At 29.6% G+C, this 21807-nt stretch carries 24 protein-coding genes; 5 read left to right on the top strand and 19 right to left on the bottom strand.

Annotated features, from left to right (window positions below; genetic code table 11):
* Positions 1-63: 63 nt before the first annotated feature.
* Genes L8W57_RS03680 through L8W57_RS03620 form a run of 13 tightly spaced genes read right to left on the bottom strand, consistent with a single transcriptional unit; the run spans position 64 to position 11667 of the window.
* Positions 64-1857, bottom strand: coding sequence for a menaquinone biosynthesis decarboxylase (locus L8W57_RS03680; protein WP_263659843.1), 1794 nt, complete (start codon positions 1855-1857; stop codon positions 64-66).
* Positions 1858-2784 carry a hydroxymethylbilane synthase gene (gene hemC, locus L8W57_RS03675; protein WP_263662020.1) on the bottom strand — a complete coding sequence of 309 codons (927 nt, stop codon included), beginning with the start codon at positions 2782-2784 and terminating at the stop codon, positions 1858-1860.
* Entirely contained in the window at positions 2775-3170 is a 396-nt protein-coding gene (locus L8W57_RS03670; protein WP_133318888.1) for an FxsA family protein, read from the bottom strand. The genes hemC and L8W57_RS03670 overlap by 10 nt, the downstream gene beginning before the upstream one ends.
* Entirely contained in the window at positions 3167-4867 is a 1701-nt protein-coding gene (locus L8W57_RS03665; RefSeq protein ID WP_263662046.1) for a proline--tRNA ligase, read from the bottom strand. The genes L8W57_RS03670 and L8W57_RS03665 overlap by 4 nt, the downstream gene beginning before the upstream one ends.
* Positions 4854-6161, bottom strand: a complete 1308-nt coding sequence (gene hemA, locus L8W57_RS03660) for a glutamyl-tRNA reductase (protein WP_263662019.1) — start codon at positions 6159-6161, stop codon at positions 4854-4856. The genes L8W57_RS03665 and hemA overlap by 14 nt, the downstream gene beginning before the upstream one ends.
* A complete protein-coding gene (locus L8W57_RS03655; protein WP_263662018.1) occupies positions 6161-7054 on the bottom strand; it encodes a polyprenyl synthetase family protein in 894 nt (297 codons plus the stop codon). The genes hemA and L8W57_RS03655 overlap by 1 nt, the downstream gene beginning before the upstream one ends.
* 47 nt (positions 7055-7101) lie before the next feature.
* The gene (locus L8W57_RS03650) at positions 7102-7509 is read right to left on the bottom strand and encodes an exporting protein (protein ID WP_133318977.1); all 408 of its coding nucleotides are present in this window, start codon (positions 7507-7509) and stop codon (positions 7102-7104) included.
* Positions 7510-7538: 29 nt separating this feature from the next.
* On the bottom strand, positions 7539-7802 hold the full coding sequence (locus tag L8W57_RS03645) for a DUF2018 family protein (protein ID WP_258107334.1): 264 nt from the start codon (positions 7800-7802) through the stop codon (positions 7539-7541).
* Between the two features lie 2 nt (positions 7803-7804).
* A complete protein-coding gene (locus L8W57_RS03640) occupies positions 7805-8431 on the bottom strand; it encodes an HAD family hydrolase (protein ID WP_263659848.1) in 627 nt (208 codons plus the stop codon).
* Entirely contained in the window at positions 8428-8760 is a 333-nt protein-coding gene (locus tag L8W57_RS03635; RefSeq protein ID WP_258107332.1) for a hypothetical protein, read from the bottom strand. The genes L8W57_RS03640 and L8W57_RS03635 overlap by 4 nt, the downstream gene beginning before the upstream one ends.
* Positions 8757-10382, bottom strand: coding sequence for a cation:proton antiporter (locus L8W57_RS03630; RefSeq protein WP_133318882.1), 1626 nt, complete (start codon positions 10380-10382; stop codon positions 8757-8759). The genes L8W57_RS03635 and L8W57_RS03630 overlap by 4 nt, the downstream gene beginning before the upstream one ends.
* Positions 10383-10407: 25 nt before the next feature.
* A complete protein-coding gene (locus tag L8W57_RS03625) occupies positions 10408-10782 on the bottom strand; it encodes a heat shock protein transcriptional repressor HspR (protein ID WP_039668403.1) in 375 nt (124 codons plus the stop codon).
* A 12-nt stretch (positions 10783-10794) separates the two neighbouring features.
* Complete coding sequence (locus tag L8W57_RS03620; RefSeq protein WP_263662017.1) at positions 10795-11667, bottom strand: J domain-containing protein; 873 nt, start codon at positions 11665-11667, stop codon at positions 10795-10797.
* A gap of 152 nt (positions 11668-11819) precedes the next feature.
* Here L8W57_RS03620 and L8W57_RS03615 point away from each other — a divergent pair, with 152 nt between their 5' ends.
* The 5 genes from L8W57_RS03615 to tpx all read left to right on the top strand — a co-directional run bounded on the left by L8W57_RS03615 (position 11820) and on the right by tpx (position 17775).
* The gene (locus L8W57_RS03615) at positions 11820-13235 is read left to right on the top strand and encodes a DegQ family serine endoprotease (RefSeq protein WP_263662016.1); all 1416 of its coding nucleotides are present in this window, start codon (positions 11820-11822) and stop codon (positions 13233-13235) included.
* Positions 13236-13247: 12 nt separating this feature from the next.
* The gene (locus L8W57_RS03610) at positions 13248-13922 is read left to right on the top strand and encodes a response regulator transcription factor (protein ID WP_039626094.1); all 675 of its coding nucleotides are present in this window, start codon (positions 13248-13250) and stop codon (positions 13920-13922) included.
* Positions 13919-15160, top strand: coding sequence for an ArsS family sensor histidine kinase (locus L8W57_RS03605; protein WP_133318879.1), 1242 nt, complete (start codon positions 13919-13921; stop codon positions 15158-15160). Before L8W57_RS03610 ends, L8W57_RS03605 begins: the two co-directional genes overlap by 4 nt.
* A gap of 7 nt (positions 15161-15167) precedes the next feature.
* Positions 15168-17189, top strand: a complete 2022-nt coding sequence (locus L8W57_RS03600) for an ATP-dependent helicase (RefSeq protein ID WP_263662015.1) — start codon at positions 15168-15170, stop codon at positions 17187-17189.
* Positions 17190-17250: 61 nt separating this feature from the next.
* Positions 17251-17775: a thiol peroxidase gene (gene tpx / locus L8W57_RS03595; protein ID WP_258107330.1), complete on the top strand. Its 525-nt coding sequence runs from the start codon at positions 17251-17253 to the stop codon at positions 17773-17775.
* 58 nt (positions 17776-17833) lie between these two features.
* Here tpx and msrA read toward each other — a convergent pair whose 3' ends face one another.
* The 6 genes from msrA to hypB are packed head-to-tail and all read right to left on the bottom strand — an operon-like array spanning position 17834 to position 21755.
* Entirely contained in the window at positions 17834-18334 is a 501-nt protein-coding gene (msrA, locus tag L8W57_RS03590; RefSeq protein WP_220567195.1) for a peptide-methionine (S)-S-oxide reductase MsrA, read from the bottom strand.
* Positions 18324-18689: a hydrogenase maturation nickel metallochaperone HypA gene (locus L8W57_RS03585; RefSeq protein ID WP_220567194.1), complete on the bottom strand. Its 366-nt coding sequence runs from the start codon at positions 18687-18689 to the stop codon at positions 18324-18326. Before L8W57_RS03585 ends, msrA begins: the two co-directional genes overlap by 11 nt.
* Positions 18689-19660: a hydrogenase expression/formation protein HypE gene (gene hypE / locus L8W57_RS03580; RefSeq protein ID WP_263662012.1), complete on the bottom strand. Its 972-nt coding sequence runs from the start codon at positions 19658-19660 to the stop codon at positions 18689-18691. Before hypE ends, L8W57_RS03585 begins: the two co-directional genes overlap by 1 nt.
* 1 nt (position 19661) lies before the next feature.
* Entirely contained in the window at positions 19662-20753 is a 1092-nt protein-coding gene (gene hypD, locus L8W57_RS03575; RefSeq protein ID WP_220567192.1) for a hydrogenase formation protein HypD, read from the bottom strand.
* A complete protein-coding gene (locus L8W57_RS03570; protein ID WP_012661500.1) occupies positions 20740-21021 on the bottom strand; it encodes a HypC/HybG/HupF family hydrogenase formation chaperone in 282 nt (93 codons plus the stop codon). The genes hypD and L8W57_RS03570 overlap by 14 nt, the downstream gene beginning before the upstream one ends.
* Positions 21021-21755 (bottom strand): hydrogenase nickel incorporation protein HypB, encoded by a 735-nt coding sequence (gene hypB, locus L8W57_RS03565; protein ID WP_261530076.1) that lies wholly within the window; start codon positions 21753-21755, stop codon positions 21021-21023. Before hypB ends, L8W57_RS03570 begins: the two co-directional genes overlap by 1 nt.
* Positions 21756-21807: the final 52 nt, after the last annotated feature.

Raw genomic sequence — 21807 nt, 5'->3', positions numbered from 1 at the left:
TTAATATTTAAATTAAAAATATATATATTTAATAAGCAAAAAGTGTTCTCAAAAAGTTTAAAATTAAAAAATTTCAAACTTTTTGAAGAATTTTTCATCATTTACAAGTAATTTTTTTGCAATAAGTCTGTCTATAACTTCTTTGGAGCAATTTGTCATTAAAGGCCACTCTTTATGATAATCTTCTAATGATCCTTTATTTGTCGCATCAATTGCAACACAATCTTTTTTGATAAATATATCTCTTTTTGCATCGATATTATTTACCACACGCCAAATTAACATATAAGGATTTTCCAAAATAGCATCTGAATCTAAAAAAACTAAAATTCTAAAATGTTTTTTATAAATTTGTAGTTTTTCAAAAATTTGAGCAATTTTTTCTTTTTTATCAATTAAGATCACACAAATTGGAGCAAAGGTTTGGGTGTAAAATTGTTTTAATTTTAAAATATTTTGATCTTTTTCTTTAAAAAGTGAAAACAAAGCTTCATCACTTAGAATTTCAAGTTCAACTTTTTTCTCATCACCACACGCATCAAGTCCTGCTTTACCACCGTAACAATAAGTGCTTGAAGCATGATCGAGTTGATCGCAAATTCCTTCACTAATAAGTAATTTTTCTTCATCAAAGCGATTAAGTATATAAGGTATGAGCTTGTCATAATCTTGCAAGCAAGGTGCATTTTCATCGACAAAAATAGCATGTTTTGCAAAACTCATTTGCCCTACTCCCCAAAAAGTATGCATTACTTGTTTTGCATGAGCTGGATATTTTGCTTCTATTTTGGCTAAGATTAAATTATGAAAAACTCCATTTTCAGGCATGTTATAATCTATCAAATCAGGTGCGTTAGTTTGAAGTAAAGGTAGAAAAACTCTTTCTGTGCCAAGCCCCATGTATTTATCTTCTAAAGGCGGTTTTCCTACAACAGTAGCTTGATAAATCGCATTTTTTTTAGCAAAGATTTTTTCTACTTTTAAGACAGGACAAAGTTCAACAGGAGTATAAAAGCCTGTATGATCTCCAAAAGGTCCCTCGGGTGCAAATTCATTTGGATTTACAAAACCTTCAATCACAAAATCACTATCATAAGGCACATAGAGGTGATTGCTTTTGCATTTTGCCAAAATAGCAGGTTTTTTCTTAATAAAACCATAAAGTAAAAGTTCAAAAATACCTTTTGGTAAAGGCGCTTGAGCACACCAAATATATAAAGGATCTCCACCTATGGCTATACTTACTGGCATTTTTTGATTTGCTTTTTTATACTCATGAAAAAAATGGCTCGCGTCTTTGTGAATTTGCCAATGCATAAGCAAGGTTTTTTCATCAACTACTTGCAAGCGATACATTCCAAGATTATTTTGTTTTCCATTTATGCTTTGAGTATAAACTTGCCCCATAGTGATAAAAGGTGCAGCGTCTTTTTCCCAAGTTTTTAAAATAGGTATTTCATATAAAGAATTTAAGCTTTTGTAGTTAAATTCTCCATCTTTTTTGATGCGTTTTGGTGGGATATTTTTTAAATCAAGCAAGGTTTTGAAAAAATTTAATTTCGCACCAAAGCTTTGCGGTATGTGCATTTTAAGTAAAGAGCTAATTTCTTTAGCTACATCTTCATAATCTTTTCCAAATGCTAAATTTAAAGCTTTTTTGCTGCAAAAAGTATTTAATAATACAGGATAATCGTATTTTTTGCCATTTTTTACTGCATTAGTAAAAAGCAAGGCTTTAGAGTCTTCTTTTTTAACTTCTATATAAGCTAAATGTGCCATTTCAAGTTCTACATCTACTGGCTCATGGATGGTTTTTAATAAATTATTTTTTTCTAAAAGCTCTACGAATTTTTGCATTTATATCATACTCTCTGCTTCTTTTAAAATTTCTTTTGCACCTTTTGCTATCATTTCTTTGGCTAAAAGCTCGCCTACATTTGAGTAATTTTGCTTATCAATCACTCTTTTTTCTTTTAAAATTTTACTTGCATCGGGTAAGCCCACTATGGCGCGAATTTCTATTTTTTCATCAATGATTTTTGCATTAATTCCTATAGGTACTTGACAACCACCTTCTAGGGTTTTTATAAAATCTCTTTCTATATGAGTTTCTACAAAGGCATTTTTATCGTTTAAGCATTCAAGGTATTTTAAAATTTGTTTATCATCAATGCTTTCTATGCCTAAAGCTCCTTGAGAAGCTGCAGGTATCATCTCATCAAGTTCAAAAGCCCTAATGTATTTTATTTCTTTATCTAAACCCAAGCGTTTAATGCCAGCTAGAGCTAAAATAATAGCATCAAATTCCTTAGCTTTAAGTTTTTCTAAGCGTGAGTTGATATTACCTCTTAAAGAAATGATATTTAAATCAGGTCTTAACGCTAAAAGCTGCATTCTTCTTCTAAGACTTGTAGTGCCTACTTTTGCACCTTTTGGAAGAGCATTTAAGTTTTCATAATACTCACTTAAAAAAGCATCATTTACCACTTCTCTTTTTGAAATAGCAGCTAAAACTAAGCCATCAGGAAAGAAGCTTGGCACATCTTTTAAGCTATGCACAGCTAAGTGTGAATCACCTCTTAACATACTTTCTTCAAGTTCTTTTGTAAAAAGTCCTTTTCCACCTATTTTAGCTAAAGGAGAATCAAGTAAAACATCACCTTTAGTTTTAAAACCCTCTAAAGAAATTTCTAAATCAGAATGTGTTTGTAATAATTTATTTTTTATATACTCACTTTGCCATAATGCAAGTTGGCTTTTTCTTGTTGCGATGATTAATTGCATTTTTTATGCTCCTGTATGATTTCTACATCTATGATTTCTTCTTCGTTGTTTGTTTGATGATATTTTCTTTTTTGTTTTGTAAATAATTTTAATATCATCATAAAAAATAAGAGTAAAATTCCCAAAAATGTGCTTAAAATTCCTGGTATTAAAAGTAAAATTCCAACTATAGTTAAGGAAAATAATTTAATCATACCAAATAAATTAGTATTGGCATTTTGCATAGTTATGAGATTTGTCCAAGTCTTTGCTAAAAACATTGCTCCTAAAAACATACTTGCAAAAACTATCATAAAAAAATTTAAAAAACCAAAAAAGACTATAAATAAAATACTAGCAATCAATTCTAAAATCAAAAAAGCACTTAAATTTGTTTTTGCTATCATAAAATTTTCTCTAAGTGTGAAATTACTTCTTGGGTTTTTAAAACTTGTTTTTCTAGGGTGTTTCTATGGATTAACTCTACTTCATCGCTTTCTAAGCCCTTACCTATAACTAAAGCATAAGGAAAGCCCATTAATTCAAAATCATTAATCTTTACACCAAAACGCTCATTTCTATCATCAAACAAAATTTCTTTATCTTTAAAATGAGTATAAATTTGCTCGGCAAATTCCATAGCTTTTGTATCTTTTATATTAGAAACGATAATATCTAAAACAAAAGGAGCTAAAGTTTTATTCCAAATGCAACCTTTTTCATCATGGCTTGCTTCTATAGCAACAGCTACTAAACGGCTCACTCCCATACCATAACAACCCATAGTGAAAAATTGAGCTTTACCATTTTCATCTAAATAGTTTGCATTCATTGCTTTTGAGTATTTATTTCCAAGTTTAAAAATATGCCCTACTTCAATACCTTTGCTTTGCTTAAGCTTGTGCTGACATTTTGGACAAAGATCATGCTCTTTAACTGCGGTAAGATCTTTAAAGCGTTCTTTATTTAAATTTACAACATTGATTCCGACTAAATGATAATCTTTTTTATTTGCTCCAATAATCATATTTGTTTCATTTTCAAGCTCACGATCAATATAAAAATCAACTCCATTTAATCCTACAAAGCCGATAAATCCTGGTACCAAACCTGCTTTTTCTAATTCTTCTTCACTTACATCGGCCAATTCTAATGCATTTGCTGCATTTAGTGCTTTAACTTCTTGCAGTTCATCATCGCCGCGTATAAAAAATACTACAATTTTTTCTTCATTTTCATAAATAGCTTTTTTAGCAATAGCTTTAACAGTATAGTAAGGATTAATTTTAAAAAATTCCGCTAATTCTTCTATAGTTTTTACATTTGGAGTGTGAAATTGTGTAGCAAAATCAGCTTCTGGCCTTTCATCTTCACAACTTTTTTTAGCTCTTTTTGCTGCTTCAATATTTGCAGCATAATCACAATGCTCGCATAATAATATATCATCTTCGCCATTTTTAGCCAAAACCATAAATTCTTTTGAACCGCTTCCACCAATAGCCCCACTATCAGCTTCAACAGCTCTAAAATCAAGCCCTAATCTTGTAAGAATTTTACTATAAGTTTCATGCATAAGATTAAATTCTTTATCTAAATCAGCTTCATTGCTATGAAAACTATAGCCATCTTTCATTAAAAATTCTCTACATCTTAAAAGTCCAAATCTAGGTCTAGCTTCATCTCTAAATTTAAGTCCTATTTGATATAAATGCAAAGGAAGTTGCTTGTAAGAATTTACTTTATTTCTAACCAAAGCTACTATGGCTTCTTCATGGGTTGGTCCTAAGACAAAATCATTTTCTTTTCTATCTTTAAAGCGTAAAAGCTCTTTACCAAAAACATTAAATCTCCCACTTTCTTTCCAAAGTTCAGCTGGGGTATTAAAACTTAAATTTACTTCTAAAGCCCCTGCTTTATCCATTTCTTCTTTGATGATATTTTTAATCTTATCTAAAACTCTTTTTCCTAAAGGTAAAAAATTATACAAACCACTTCCAATTTGTTCTACAAAAGCACCCTTAACTAAAAATATATGACTTGGCAGGGTAGCATCTTTTGGATTTTCTTTTGTGCTTATGGCATAAAATTTACTAAATTTCATGATTATTCTCCAAATTAAATTCACATTTATAGAAGTTTAAACCTTCCATGCTTTCATTTTTTAAATCAAACACATAACGCATGGCATTTACAACAGAGTCATTTTGCATAGTTCCACTTAGTTTTTTTAAATTTACACTAGGATGATGTAAAAATGCATTCATCACCTGTCTTATAAGCTTTCTTGCTTCTTCATGATTTGAGTGTTTTAAATATCCTTTATCTATGGCCTTTTGTAATTGTTCTTTAGTGATTTCATCAGCTTGCAAGCGTAATTGCTTGACCAAAGGTAAGGTTGCTAGTTTGCTTAGATGTTGAAAAAACTCATTTGTCATAGCGCCTACTATAGAATAAGCAATCTGGGCTTGATGTTCTCTTAGTGTTAAATTTTTTCTTACAACTTCTTCTAAATCATCAACAGCATAAACTATATTTTTTTCATTTGCTTTTACATCAATATCCCTAGGCACTGCTATATCAAAAAAATATCTTTTATAATCTTTTTCTTCTAATATGTCATTGGTTATGATAGCATGTGGAGCGTTTGTGGCACTAAAAAATATCTCATATTTATTTAATGCTTCTTTTAAATTTGCGATACTTTCGCAATTTGCATTTTCACCTAAATCCTCACAAAGTTTTTGGGCATTGTGTATATCTCGATTTAAAATCAACACTTTAGCTTTAGCATTTAATAAATGTTTACAGGCTAACTCACTCATTTCCCCTGCACCCACTACAACTGCAGTTTTATTTTCTAAATTTATAAGCTCTTTGGCTTTTGCTACCGCTACTGAAGCAACTGAAATAGGATTTTTGGAAATTTCAGTTTGATTTCTAATATTTGCTGCACATTTAAAAGCATAATGGACTGCTCTAGTTAAATGCACACCACATCTTTGTTCTTGTAGAGCAAATTTATAAGCATCTTTTAATTGTCCAGCAATTTGTGTTTCTCCAATAACTAAACTATCAAGTGAACTTGCCACAGAAAATAAATGATGGATAGCCCCACTATCTTCATAAAAATCAGCTTTTGTGCTTAAATTTTCTTTATCAACCCCACAAAGCAAACTAAGTGTTTTTAAAATATGTTCATTGATACTTTCAATTTCTCCGATAAAAAGAAAAATTTCAACTCTATTGCAAGTGCTAAGCACTAAACTTTCTAGAATTTTATTATTAGTATGGATTAATCTTAATAGTTCTCTTTTTTTATCTTCATTGGAAAAGGAAAGTTTTTCTCTAGTAGCAATATCTGTATTTTTGTGCGTAAAACTGATACAATAATAATGCATTAAAATTCCCTTTCTATCATACTTTTAATAATATCTTCCAAATCTTTTATATTGTATTTTTCTATGGCTTTTAAGGCATTATTTGCATAGGTGTTTAATTCTTGACCAATTTGATTAAAAATTTCATACTCTTGCATTTTATTTTTAATCCAAGTAAGTTCATCTATATTTAAATCTTTCTTGTAATAAGACTTAAGTATTTCTTGATCTTGTGGATTTAATTTTTCATATAAATACATATAAGCAAGGGTAGTTTTACCTTCTTTAAAATCATTCATGGCGGGTTTGCCTAAGGTTTGTTCATCGCCTTTGATATCTAAAATATCATCTACGATTTGAAAAGCCAAGCCCAAGTTTTTACCATATTCTGCAAAATCATCTTCATTTAAATTAGCAAGTATAGCCCCACATCTTGCACTAGCTTCGATTAAAACGGCTGTTTTGTTATATATCATTTGCAAATAAGCGTTTTTATCGGTATTGAAAGTTTCGCTTAAATTTACATCCATTAATTCACCAATGGAAAGCTTTACAACAGCATTGGAGATGATTTTTGCTAATTTTAAATCTATTAAAGAAAGTTCATAGAAGGCTTTTGAGTATAAAATATCTCCAAGCATGATAGCATTTTTGGCTCCAAATTGTTCATTGATAGATTTTACACCTCTTCTTAATTTTGCTTCATCAATCACATCATCATGCAATAAGCTTGCAGCATGGATTAATTCTATAATGGCACAAATTTTATAACTAATATCGTTTTCACTAGCTATTTTTAAAAGTAATTTTGAGCGTAATTTTTTACCGCCTTGAAGTTTTGAACTCATTGTTAAAATAGGCTTGTAATTTAATTCAGATAAAAATTCATGCATATATTGATCTATCTTTTGCACCATGCTTTCCTTAATTTTCTTATAATTATATTTTATTAAATTTTACTTTAGTTTTGATTAAGAGTGACTTTTCTAGGATCTAAAAATTCCACTTCTAATCTTTTATCTCTATCTTCTATGTAGATAGTGAAAATAGCCTCACCTTTTTTAAAATCACTAAATTCAAGTATTAATCTTGCTCTATCTATGTGTGGATTTTTATAATCAGGCACTAAAGTTTGATCTACCCAATTTAAATTTCTTCTTAAAGACATCACAAATTGCCTAGGGTATTTTTTATACCTTGAATGAACGATGATATTAGTTTGATCAAATAAAGTCCATGAAAAGTCAAAATAATAAATCTCATCAGGATAGTCAATTTCTTTTATTTTTACACTTGCTTTTTCATCTTTACTTAAGGTAAATTTATAAGTATAATCAAAAAATACTTCAGCTTTTAAAAAATTAAACATCAAAAATAAAGATAAGAATAAACGCAAAATCAACCCTCATGCCCTAAAATTTCAGCACTTAAGCCTATATAAAAATCATTTTTTCTCTCATCTATTAAGAGTGAATTTTCCATTTGAAATTGTGCTACATCATTTTCATTTAAATTATTTTTTTCTAAAAGCTCTATCATAGCGATATGATCGGCTAATAATTTTTCTAAAACATTTTCTAATGCACCTAAATTTGCATATTTTATTGTTTCAATAAATTTTTCTTTAGGGCTTTTTGCAAACATTTCATCAAAAATATCCATTTTTATCCTTTTATGTAAGTTTGAATTTTTTCTATTAAAGTAGTTTTATCGTTAGCTTCATCTAAGTCTTTAATTTCTTTTTGCCAAGAAATATGTATATAATCCATCTTAGCATTTTTAGCACAAAGTCTGTCTTTTAAGCTATCGCCTATGAAAATACTTTTTTCATATTTTGCTTCATCTGCGATTAATCTTAGCATCATAGGATCAGGCTTAGCTTCTATACCATAACTAACACCTAGTATTTTATCAAAATATGAAAGAATGTTTTGTTTTTTTAAAATAGGTACCAAGCTTTCTTGAGGTGCATTTGTGGCTATAGCTAAATAGCAATCATTTTTTTTACAAAATTCCAAAACCTCAAGCACACCATCAAAAAGCACCACGCTTTGATCATAATGCTTAATAAAATACTTCTCATAACCTTCTTTAAAGCTAGTATGTGAGTAAGTATCAACCCCGTAAAAAATCTTAGCATAATTTTGCCCAGGAGTATTGATAGTATCTAAAATAAACTCTCTTTTTAAAGGTTCTAAATTTAAATCCGCTCTTATTTCATTTACCGCACATACTATAGCATTAGCACTATCTATAAGCGTGCCATCCATATCAAAAATTACATTTATCAATATTCATCCTTAAATTTAATTTTATGTTTGTCTTTTTTATAACTTTGATTATTTTTTAGCTTATATAAGGCATTGGCTTTTGAAGCTAAGGTTTTTTGGTCTAAACTTTCATCTAAACACTCATTTACAAAAATCTCCAAAGCCTTAGTATAAGTAGAATCTAAAAACACCGCTTGAATTTTCTCAAAGATTTTAGCATTTTTTTGCATTCTTTCCCTAAAAAGAGTTAAATCAAAATCTTCTCTTTTTAAAGCACTCACAGCAGAATTAGTAAATTTTTCTAAAGCTCTTACATATTTTACCCTTAAAGCTTTTTCATCATTTTTCATTCTGCTGCACTTGTATTGATTCTACATTGTAATGCTTCTTGTACTAAATTTCTTGCTATTGAAGCTTCAGCATCTACAATATGTAAATGTTTATCAGTATGTGGGAAAATGATCTTAGCACCTGTACCACTTGTTTTTAAAACCGTTTGTATGGGTTTGTTAAAGCTAGAAAGCACTTGATAGAGCATATCAAGCTTAGCTTCATTACTTATAGTTATAATAGCAACTGAGCATTCTTCTATATTTGCTACTTTTAATGTTTCTACTTGGGCTACATTTGCAAAAAAGATATTTTCATTTCTACTGCGGCCAAGTTCAACTAAATTTAAATCACTTTCTAAAACCAAATATGGGATACCTGTTTTTTTGATCTTTTGCACCACTTCTTGACCTAATCTTGTATAACCAAAAATGATAAAATGATCTTTCATTTTTTGATCACATAAATAAAATTTAGCCATATCATTTTGCTCACCTTCGGCTGCGTTGGCTATTTTTCTAAGATTATTTAAAATAAAAGGCGTTGCAACCATAGTGACGATAGAAACTATAATAAAAATTTGCGCTGTTTTTTCATCTATAAGTGAATTTACTTGCATTAACGAAAATACTGCTAGCGCAAATTCTCCAATTTGAGAAATACTCAAAGCAGTTTTTAACGCTACTCTTTTTCTTGTATAAAGAATTAAAAGACCATAAATTACTACAAATTTTATCAATAAAACCAAGCTTACAAAAACAAAAATCAAAAACCAATTTTCAAAAACTATATGAAAATCAATTTGCAAACCAACACTGATAAAGAAAAATCCTAAAAGCAAATCTCTAAAAGGAACCAAATCTGCTTCTATTTTATGTTTATATTTAGTTTCAGCTATCAAAGCTCCAGCTATGAATGCTCCAAGTGAGTATGAAAAACCAAAAGAATGAGCCAAAAAACTCGCTCCTATTACAGTAAAAAGTATGGTAGCGATGAAAATTTCATTTGCATTAGTTTTAATGATGAATTTTAAAACATAAGTAAAAAGGTATTTGCCTATAAAATAAAGCAAAACAAGTAAAATTACAGCACTGACTAAAGTTGTAAGTAAAAGTTTTGAAATATCAGCATTTTGAGAACTAAATATATCAATCATTAATAGCAGTGGTATCACAGCAATATCTTGAAAAAGTAAAATTCCTAAAGCTTTTCTGCCGTATTCTTCGTTGATATCGCCATTATCATTAAGTATTTTTAAAACTATAGCAGTGGAAGATAAGGCTAGAGCAAAACCTGCTATCATTGCGATATGGCTTGCTATACCTAAAATATAAGTTACAAGTAAAGTACAAACCAAACCACAAGTTAGCATTTGCAAACTTCCATTTAAAAATACTTCTTTTTTCATTGCCAAAAGATGTTTAAATGAAAATTCAAGCCCTATGGTAAACATTAAAAAAACTATGCCAAATTCAGCTACATGTATAACAAATTCATTAGTGCTAAAACCATAAAATTCACGCACAAATAAACCTGTAGCTATATAACCTATAATAGTTGGAATACCAAATTTTTTAAGTATAACATTAAGTATGACAGCAACTGCTACTGCAGTTAAAAATAAAGTTATAAAAGCATCCACTCACCAACCTTTTGTAATGTTTTTATTATTTTATTTTTTCTAAAAAAATTAAATCAAAATTACTTCTATGTTTAACTACTGCTCTTGATTTTGAAGGATTATCTCTTCTATCAAGTTCTAATCTTAACTCTTCAATGGTGTTTTCAAACTCATCAATTTTTGTTTTTAGTTTTAAAATCACATCAACACCAGCTAAATTAACCCCAAGATCTCTTGTTAAGCGTAAAATCATTTTGATTCTATCTATATCTTTTTGAGAATAAAGTCTCATTTTACCATCGGTTCTACTTGGCTCAACTAAACCTTCTTTTTCGTATTGTCTTAGAGTTTGTGGGTGTATACTTAAAACTTTTGCAACAACACTTATAAGATACACCGGTTCATCATAACTATGCTCCATTACTTACTCCTTTCAAGGTAATTTTTCTTCTAAAATTTTTACAAATTCAGGATCAAGGTTATTAATATCAGGTATTTTTACATTTAAAATTAAATACATATCCCCATAAAGATCTGTTTTTCTATTTTGCACTCCATAGCCTTTAAGTCTAATTTTTTGATTGTTTTTAGAATTTGGCGGTATGGTAATTTTAACTTCTTTTCTTGGGGTATGCACACTGATTTTATCTCCAAAAAGCGCTGTTTTCAAGCTAATTTCAACCTTTTTGTACAAATCATCATCTTCTCTTTCATATTCATCGCTTTTTTCAAGTTCAACTTTTAAAATCAAATCCCCTCTTTGCCCTTGAAAGCTTTTTCCTTTACCTCGTATGCGTAGCTTTTCGCCATCTTTTATGCCATGTGGAATTTTGATTTTAACTTGCTCGTTATTTATATTTACCAAATGCTCACCACCTAAAATTCCTTTTTCAAAAGGAATTTTAACACTTGCTTGCAAGTCTAAATCTTCTTCAAATCCTCCAAATCCCCCAAAGCCACTTCTAAAATTATTACTAGAACTAAAACCGCCACTAAATCCTCCAAAGCCTCCACCAAAAATATTTTTTAAAATATCATTGATGTCAGCTCCACCTGCATTTCTTGAAAAATCATGAAAACTTTGCCCGCCAAACATAGAATCGCCATATCTATCATATTGAGCTCTTTTTTTCTCATCACTTAAAATTTCATAAGCGGCGTTAATTTCTTTAAATTTTTCCTCAGCACCATTTTCTTTGTTAATATCGGGATGATATTGTCTTGCTAATTTTCTATAAGCTTTTTTTATCTCATCTGCACTAGCGTTTTGCGAAACTCCTAGTGTTTCATATAAACTATTACTCATTTTTATTATTCCTTAATTTTTTATAAGATTATATCAAAAACTTTAGTCTTAGTCAATCAACTTTTATAAGTTTTAAAACTAAAGGTTTTATTTACAATTGTGTAAAAATAAAATTTTATACTTGCATTAAATGATTTTACAAAGGATAAAACATGAAAAAAACTATGATTCTTTCTTTGGTATTGGCAACTAGTCTTTTTAGTGCTAGTATTGATTTTAAACAAGCAGATGATAATGTAAAAAGAACTTTACCAACTGATAATCAAAATACTATACTTTCTTATCATGATTCCATACAAAAAGTTAAAAATTCAGTTGTAAATATCTCAACTTCTAAAACTGTTCAAAGTAGTTCATTTGGAATTGATGATTTTTTCAATGACCCTTATTTTAGACAATTTTTTGGTTTTGATTTCCCACAAGCTCCAAAAAATAAAAAAAATAAAGAAGTTGTAAGCTCATTAGGTTCTGGTGTAATTATTTCAAGCGATGGTTATATTATAACAAATAATCATGTTATAGAAGATGCTGAAAAAATCACTGTAAATTTACCTGATTCTAGCACTGAATATAAAGCTAAATTAATCGGTGCTGATCCTAAAACAGATTTAGCAGTGATAAAAATAGAAGCAAAAAACTTACCCGCAGTAGTTTTTGCTGATTCAGATAAATTACTAGAAGGTGATGTAGTGTTTGCTTTGGGTAATCCTTTTGGTGTTGGAAGTAGTGTTACAAGTGGGATTATTTCGGCCTTAAATAAAAACAATATAGGTCTAAATCAATATGAAAATTTCATCCAAACTGATGCTTCTATTAATCCTGGAAATTCAGGCGGAGCTTTGGTAGATAGTAGAGGAGCTTTAGTTGGGATAAATTCAGCCATACTTTCAAGAAGTGGTGGAAATAATGGCATAGGTTTTGCAATCCCTTCTAATATGGCAAAATCTATTGCACAAAAACTTATTGAGCATGGAAAAATTGAAAGAGGATATTTAGGCGTAGTCATAGGAGCTTTAACTCAAGATATTAAAAAAGCCTATACTAATCAAGAAGGTGCTTTAATTACTGAAGTACAAAAAGATTCAGCAGCTTATAATGCAGGGTTAAAAAGAGGAGATTTGATTATAAAAGTAGATAAAACTGTGATTAAAAGCCCTATGGATTTAAAAAACTACATAGGAAGTATTGATCCAAAACAAGCAGTAGAAGTAACTTATGAAAGAGATAATAAAGTCAAAACAGCTAAATTTATGTTAAAAACAGATGAAAAGTCGCTACAATATGAAAAAGGTTATATTGATGGTCTAAAATTAGTGGAACTTGACTCTAAGAATAGACAGCAATACCGCATACCTGAAAGTATTAGTGGTATTTTAATTACCGAAGTTACTCCAAAATCAAAAGCTGAAAAAATAGGTTTTGAGCAAGGTGATATTATCATAGGTGTTGATCAGTATGAAATTTCAAATTTTAAAGAATTATCTAAGGCTTTAGAATTAAATAAAGGTAAAGAGTATGTTAAAATTTGGATTAATAGAGGCGGATTTGTAAGAGCTTTACTTTTTTAAGAAAGGAAAAAAATGACAAATATTTTAATGATAGAAGATGATTTAGAATTAGCAGAGATTATAGCTGAATATTTAGAGCAATTTGATATGAAAGTAGATATTGCTCATGAGCCTTATATAGGTCTTTCAAGACTTGCTTTAAATCCTTATGATTTAATCATTTTGGATTTAAGCTTACCTGGACTTGATGGACTTGAAGTATGCGAGGAAATTCGTAAAAAATATGATACACCTATTATCATTTCAAGTGCAAGGCATGATATTAGCGATAAGGTTGCAGCACTTGATTTGGGTGCAGATGATTATTTACCAAAACCATATAATCCTCAAGAACTTCAAGCAAGAATTAAAAGTCATTTAAGAAGAATTTCAAACACAAAAACTGCTCAAGCTCAAGTTAAAAAAGATCTTGTATATGATAAATATAAACATACTATCACTATGAAAGATCAAGAAATTAGCTTTACTAATGCTGAATTTGATATTTTGAGTTATTTAATTAAAAAAGAAGGTGGAGTGGTAAGCCGCGAAGAGCTTGTGTATAATTGTAGCTCTATTAGTGAAGATTCTAGTAATAAAAGTATAGATGTAATCATTAGTAGAATCAGACAAAAAATCGGAGATGATCCTAAAACTCCAAAATACATTCATTCAATCAGAGGTATAGGATATAAATTAACTCAATGAATAAATCATCAATTTTTTATACTATAACCTTTGTTTTTTTGCTTGCAAGCGTTAGTGTAATTTTAGCTTTTTTATGGCTTATAAAATATGATCAACAAAATTACACTAATGAGCTTAATGCAAAATATTCTTTTATAGCTAATGCAAGATTATTATATTTTAATCATGTGATTAGTGAAAGAGAATTTTATGAGCAAACAAAAAATTACAAAATGATAGAATTAACAACTCCATCAGCCATAAGACAAATCATCTATAAAGCTGAAACTATAGCACGGGCTCAAACTAGCACAGGTGTAGTTGAAATCATTACTTTAGAAGATAATGTGTATTTAAAAATCATCTTTGATGGTAAGCTTTATTTATATAAAGATTTAGAATATCAAGGTTATCGTTATTTTGTGATCAAGCTTATTGCTAGTATAGTAGTAATGGTTTTATTGATTTTATATATTTTTATCATTAAAAAATTAAAACCACTTAGAGCTTTAAAAAGACAAATTGATAAATTTGGCGAAAATAAACTCAATGAAATTCAAAATGTTAGCAAGGGAAATGATGAAATTTCTCAAGTAGCAACAGCCTTTTATGAGTCTATTTTAAGAATTCAAAAACTAAACACTTCAAGGCAGTTTTTCTTAAGAAATATTATGCATGAGCTAAAAACCCCCATTACTAAAGGTTTAATTACTTTAGAAATGCTTGAAGATAGCAAATATAAAGAAAGATTAGTGGGTGCTTTTAATCGTTTAGAGATTTTGATTAATGAATTTGCAGCCATTGAGCAAATTACTTCGGGCGCTGGTTTGATTAATTTAAAAAAATACAATATCTTAGATCTTTTAGATGAAGCTAAAGATATAGCTATGAGTGATGATGAAAAGGTAAAAATTAGTATAAAAGAAAGTTTTAGTGTCAATGTAGATTTTAAACTTTTTACCACTGCAATGAAAAACATGATAGATAATGCGACAAAATACTCTGATGAAAATTGCGTTACTATAGAAATAACTAAAGATTATCTTTGCTTTAAAAACAAAGGAAAAGCCTTAGATAAAGACTTGAAATACTATACTCAAGCCTTTACGCAAGGCAAGAAAAATAAAGATAGTTTTGGACTTGGATTATACATTGTTAAGACTATTTTAGATTCTCATAAACTCACGCTTTATTATGAATATAAAGATGGTGTTAATCATTTTTATTTTAATGATATACAAAATATAATTTTAAACTAGGAAATTCATGCCTTTATCGCGTTTAAATGAAGAACAATATAAAGCCGCTAGTGCTCCTTTTGGACACAATCTAATTATAGCAAGTGCAGGCACGGGTAAAACTTCAACTATAGTTGCAAGAATAGCTTTTTTACTTCAAAATGGTATAAAGCCTGAAAAAATTATGCTTCTAACCTTTACAAACAAAGCTAGTAAAGAGATGATAGAAAGACTTAGTAGGTATTTTGATAAAAGCATTACTTCAAAAATCACAGCTGGAACCTTTCATAGTACTGCTTATTCTCTACTTAAAGAGTTAAATCACGATATTATTTTAAAACCTGCGAGTGAGCTTAAAATTCTTTTGCGTTCTATTTTTGAAAAACGCACTTTTCATCATTTAAGCGATATTAAACCTTATATGCCAAGCTATTTGTATGATGTGTATTCTTTATTTCAAAATACTAATGCAAACTTAGATGAATTTTATAATTGGTTTTGTCAAAATTACGATGAACAAGCTGTTTATGCTGAAATTTATGAAGATATTTTAAAAGAATACGAAGAAGAAAAAATGCGTTTTAACTATGTGGATTTTAATGATTTATTGATCAAATTAAAACATGTTTTAGCTTCACATCATTTTGAATTTGATGAGATTTTAGTAGATGAATACCAAGATACTAACACCTTGCAAGGCTCGTTAATTGATGCTTTTAAAAGTAAAAGTTTGTTTTGTGTGGGTGATTATGATCAAAGTATTTATGCTTTTAATGGGGCTGATATTTCTATTATAGGAAGTTTTAAAGATAGATTTGTCGATGCAAATATTTTTACTTTAAATAAAAACTATCGTTCTAGTAAAAATATACTTGCGTTAGCTAATAAGGTTATTTTAAACAATGAAAGATTATATCCTAAAGAATTAATTGTAACTAGAGAAGGAGATTTTAAAGCGCCAAGTTTGCTAACTTTTAATGAATTATTTGATCAATACTCTACCATAGCAAAAATAATTTTACAAAGCGGGGTTAATCTTGATGAAATTGCTGTGATTTTTAGAAACAATTCTAGTGCAGATGGAGTAGAAGTAGCCTTAAGAGAACTTGGCATAGCAAGCAAAAGAAAAGGTGGAGGAAGTTTTTTTGAAAGCTTGGAAGTTAAAAACTTTTGCTCTATGCTTGCAATCGTGCTTAATCCAAAAGATATCATGGCTTTTATACATTTACTTGAATACACCAAAGGAGTTGGTGGAGTTTTGGCAAAAGATATTTTTGATGCTTTATTAAAATTAGGACATTCTAGTTTAATTAAAGGCTTTTTAAATCCTGATAGTAGCGTAAATTTAAAAAAATACAAAAAACAAAGTTACCAACTAGGACTTTTTGATGATATTGAGGAGCTAGCCTCGCCTTCAAGATTTAACTTAGAAAGTGAATTTAACACCCACCCTATTTTAAGCTTACCCAAAATCAACGAGTTTTGTGCAAAAAATCTTGAAAAAATTTATCTTTTTATTAAAAAAGCAAGTGAATGTAAAATCTCGACCCAACTTGTAGATTTGATTTTAGAAAATGATTATTTTAAAGAAATTTGTGATATTTTGGCAACTAAAAGAGCGACTAATAAAAATTCCAATGTTGATTTAAATAAAAAAAATGAAATTTTAGAAAAAATCAACGCGAAAATGTTTGTATTAAAAGAACTTGCTAAAAATTATAGCGATAATTATAAATACTATAACTTTCTTACTCTTGGTGCTAGTGAAATGAGTAGTGGTAGTGGGGTTAATCTTTTAAGTATACATGCAAGTAAGGGGCTTGAGTTTGAACTTGTATTTGTAATTGATCTTGCACAAGGAAGATTTCCTAACCAAAAGCTCATGAGCATGGGTGGAAGTTTGGAAGAAGAAAGAAGACTTTTTTATGTAGCTGTAACTAGAGCTAAGGATACTTTATACTTAAGCTATGCAAAATATGACAAGATTAAAAAAAGCAATTATCAACCTTCGTGTTTTCTAATCGAAGCAGGTATGTGTAAAGAAGAATAAAAATAAGACTTTATTAATCTTTTTATATTATGATTAATAAAAATCATTCAAGGAGAAAAAAATGAATAGTGTATTATTCAAAGGAAATAAAGTAAATTTAAAAGGAAACAACATCCAAGTTGGTGACATGGCTCCAAATATCACTTTAAAAGCCAAAGATCTTTCAGGTGTTGAAATTGCTCCAAAAGGTAAAACTCAAATTATTATCAGCGTACCAAGCCTTGATACTCCAGTATGTGCAACTGAAGCTAGGGAATTTAATAAAAAAGCAGCAGCAAGTGGTGTAGAAGTAATCGTAGTTAGTATGGACTTACCATTTGCTATGGGTCGTTTTTGCTCAACTGAAGGTATAGATAATTTAACTGTTGCGAGTGATTTTGTTTCTAAAGAATTTGGTGAAAAATATGGTGTTTTAATGGCTGATGGTCCACTTGAGGGAATTTTAGCTAGAGCAGTGTTTGTAATTAAAGATGGCGTAGTTGCTTATAAAGAATTAGTAAATGAAGTAACAGAACTTCCTAATATGCAAGCTTTAGAAAATTTCTTTAGTCAAAGTTGTGGATGTGGTGGTTGTGGTTGCCACTAAATTTTAAAAGCCTGCAAAAGGCTTTTAAATCTAACTGCAAAAATACTTAAAAACAATATTAGCAATTAACCTTTTCTAATTTTGGAGCAATAACAAATCTACAATAAGCTTGGCTAGGATTATTTTTAAAATATTTTTGATGATAGTTTTCAGCCTTATAAAATTTTTCTAGTTTTAAAACTTGCGTAACTATGGCTTTAGCGTAATATTTTTGTGCTTTTTGTAAAAAATTGCTAATAATTTTTAACTCCTCATTAGTTTGATAAAAAATAACTGATCTATACTGCGTTCCTTCATCAGCTCCTTGTTTATCTAAGCTTGTTGGATCGTGCATTTTGAGAAAAATTTCTAAGATTTTTTCTAATGAAATTTGTTTTTCATCATAAATTATCTTAGCTACTTCTATATTCCCATCACCATTTATCACGCTTTCATAACTTGGATTTGGCTTACCACCGCTATAACCTACTTCTGTATAAACTACGCCTTTGATTTCATCAAACACGGCTTGAGTACACCAAAAACAACCCGCACCTAAGATAATTTCCTTATTTGTCATTATTTTCCAAATCCTTATTTTCTTTTAAAACAAGTTGCATAAGATAAAGCTCTTCCCCATCTATGATTTTTAAATCTTTATCTTCGCATTTTGGGCACCAAAAGATATTATTTTCAAGCACTCCACTAAAATGGCATTTTTGACACTCAACTACTACTTCTTGAATATGTATAATAAATTTAGCATTCTTACATAAGGGACTATTTTCTTTAAAAGTTTCAAAGCTTCTTTGTAAAAGTGGAGGTTCAATCCCACTTAAACGCCCTATTTTAACATGCACTTCTTCAATAACTTTTCCTTGAGCGTATTCTTCACAAAGTTCTAGCAAAGATTCTGTAATACTTAACTCATGCATTAGCAAATTCTTGGTAAAAGCTCGCCTTTTGGAGCTTCTAAAATGCGTTTTGCTCCATAAGCATTTTCTAAAACCACTCTTGCTTTTTTATTAGCTGTGATTTCACCTATAATAGCTGCATTAGTATTAAATTGTTTTAAAATTTCTAATGCTTTTTGTTCATCTTTTTTATCTACACAAATAATAAAAGTTCCTTCATTTGCAAGCTCATAAGGCTCATACCCAAAAAGCTCACAAACCCCTAAAACTTCATCACAAACTGGGATTTTTTCTTCAAATATTAAAAGCTCTAAATTACTTAATTTAGTCCATTCATTTAAAACTGCACTAAGCCCACCACGCGTAGTATCACGCATTGCTTTTATGGAAATATTTGCATTTAAAAGTGTTAAAACTTCATCTTTTAAGCTTTTACAATCACTTTGGATATTTGCCTCTAAATTATTTCTTTCAACCAAAACCGCACAACCATGAGCTCCAATATCCCTTGAAACTAAGATACTACAACCACTTTTTAAGTTTTTGGTATTGATTTTTTGTATATTTTTACCTATACATGAAGTATTAATGTATATTTCATCGCCTTTATTTTTAGGAACAACTTTAGTATCCCCGCAAACTAGCTTTACTCCCGCTTTATCGCATTCTTCTTTTATAGATTTTAGTATAATTTTTAACTTTTCTAGCTCAAAACCCTCTTCTAAAATTAAAGCTAATGATAAATATAGTGGTTTTGCTCCCACCATTAATACATCATTTACGCTACCACAAACTGCTAATTTTCCTATATTTATATCTTTTAAAAAGATAGGATTTAATACAAAAGAATCAGTACTAAAAGCCAAATCATCTAAAATAGCAGCGTCATTTGCTTCTTTTAAAACATCATTTTCAAAAATAGAAAAAATTTCACTTATCAAAGCATTCATTTCTTCGCCACCGCCACCATGGGCTAAAGTAATTTGCTTCATTTTATGCCTTATCTTGATAGTATTTATAATAAGCTGCGCAAGCTCCTTCACTAGAAACCATACAGCTACCTATGGGATTTTTTGGAGTGCAAGCTTTTGCAAACACCTTACAATCGTAAGGCTTGGCTAAACCTCTTAAAATTTGACCACAAATACAAGCCTTGCTTTCGTTTTTACTTTGTACTTTACAATCAAACACTTTGCTAGCATCTAAGTGTGCAAATTCATCTTTTAGACAAAGCCCGCCATTTACAATCACTCCAAGACCTCTAAATTCAAAATCACAAGGTTTAAAGTATTTTTCCACTAAAGCCTTAGCTTTTAAATTTCCTTCTTTGCTAACTACTCTGTGATATTCATTATAAACTTCAAAAGTATTTGCATTCATTTGCTCTACTATATTCAACACACTAAGCATTATATCAACTGGCTCAAAACCACTCACTGCTATAGGAGTTTTGTATTTTTTAGCAATAGGTTCATAAATATTTGATCCTGTGATAACGCTTACATGGGAAGGCCCTAAAAAGGCGTCAATTTTTACATTTTCATCTTGCATGATAGCTTCTACCGCGGGTGGAACCAACACATGATTGATATGAAAAAATAAATTTTTTAAATTTAAAGCTATACCTTTTTCTATAATCACCCCACTCATAGGTGTAGTTGTCTCAAAACCTATGGTAAAAAAGATTATATTTTTTTCAGGGTTTTTTAAAGCTATATCTATCACATCCAAAGGTGTATAAAGTGCTCTAATATCAGCCCCTTTAGCTCTAAGATCAATTAAGCTTTCATAACTTCCTGGTACTTTAAGCATATCGCCTAATACGCAAAAGATAGTATTTGGCATACTTGCAAGCTTTAAAGCCACATCAATACGCTCTCTTGGCATAACACACACAGGACAGCCTGGGCCATGAACAAAATTAATTTCTTTTGGCAATAAATCAGGCAAACCAAATTTCATAATACTATGCGTATGTCCACCGCAAATTTCCATGATATTAATAGGCTTAGTAATTTTAGAAGCAATAAGTTCTTTTAGGGCTAAAATTCTTTCTTTATCTCTAAAATCATTAATTAAATCCATTTTTTAGCCCCATATCGCCTTCATTTTCATCGATTTGTCCATTTTGCATTTTCTCTGCTATATCAGCATAAATTTTTAAACTCTCTTGTGCGGCTTGAGTGTCGATTTTTTCCATAGCAAAACCCACATGTATAAGCACATAATCGCCTACTTTTAAAGGCTCACTTATTAAATCCAAACTTACTCTTCTTTTAACCCCTAAAGTTTCTACTATGGCTGAATTTAGCTCATCAATTTCTAAAATTTTAGAAGGTATAGAAAGACACATTAGTTAAGCTCCTTTTTCATTTTTAGATAATTTATCCAAAGATCAAATCCTGTTTTTGTTTTACTATCTAAAATCATAATATCTATTTTAGGATTTAGCCTTTTAGCTGCCATAGAAGCTGCTTTGAAATCAAAGTCAAAATGTTGAGCCAAATCGGCTTTAGTAATGACTAATAAATCAGCCTTTCTAAACATCACTGGATATTTTTCCACCTTATCGCTACCTTCTGTTACTGAAAGTAAAACTACATTTAAATGTTCACCCAAATCATAACTTGCAGGACATACCAAATTTCCCACATTTTCAACAAAAACTATATCAAGTTCGCTAAGTTTAAAATGATGTAAAGCTTCATGCACCATAAAAGCATCTAAATGACAAGTTTGTCCTGTAGTAATTTGATGAGCTAAGCCTCCTGCTTTAATAATGCGATTTGCATCATTATTAGTTTCTAAATCTCCTTCAACCACAGCTATTTTTAAATCATCTTTTAAAGTTTTTATAGTTTCTTCTAAAAGCGTTGTTTTGCCGCTTCCTGGGGAACTCATTAAATTAATACAAAGAGTATTATACTCATTAAAATGCTCTCTATTATGAGCTGCTTGATGATCATTTTTTGATAAAATTTTACTAATAACATTAATAGTTTTTTCATCTTTTAAAACTGGATTTTCATGATGGTGATCATGATGATGTTCATGTCCATTAATAGAACAGCCGCAATCTTTACACATAATCTTTCCTTTATATTTTTATTTTATTGTATATAAAAAAGTATTAAAAAAA

This window comes from Campylobacter sp. IFREMER_LSEM_CL1890 (assembly GCF_025772045.1).
Lineage (GTDB): Bacteria > Campylobacterota > Campylobacteria > Campylobacterales > Campylobacteraceae > Campylobacter_D > Campylobacter_D lari_D.
The sequence above is the reverse complement of the archived record's forward strand: the minus strand, read 5'-3'. Positions and strand labels throughout refer to the sequence as shown.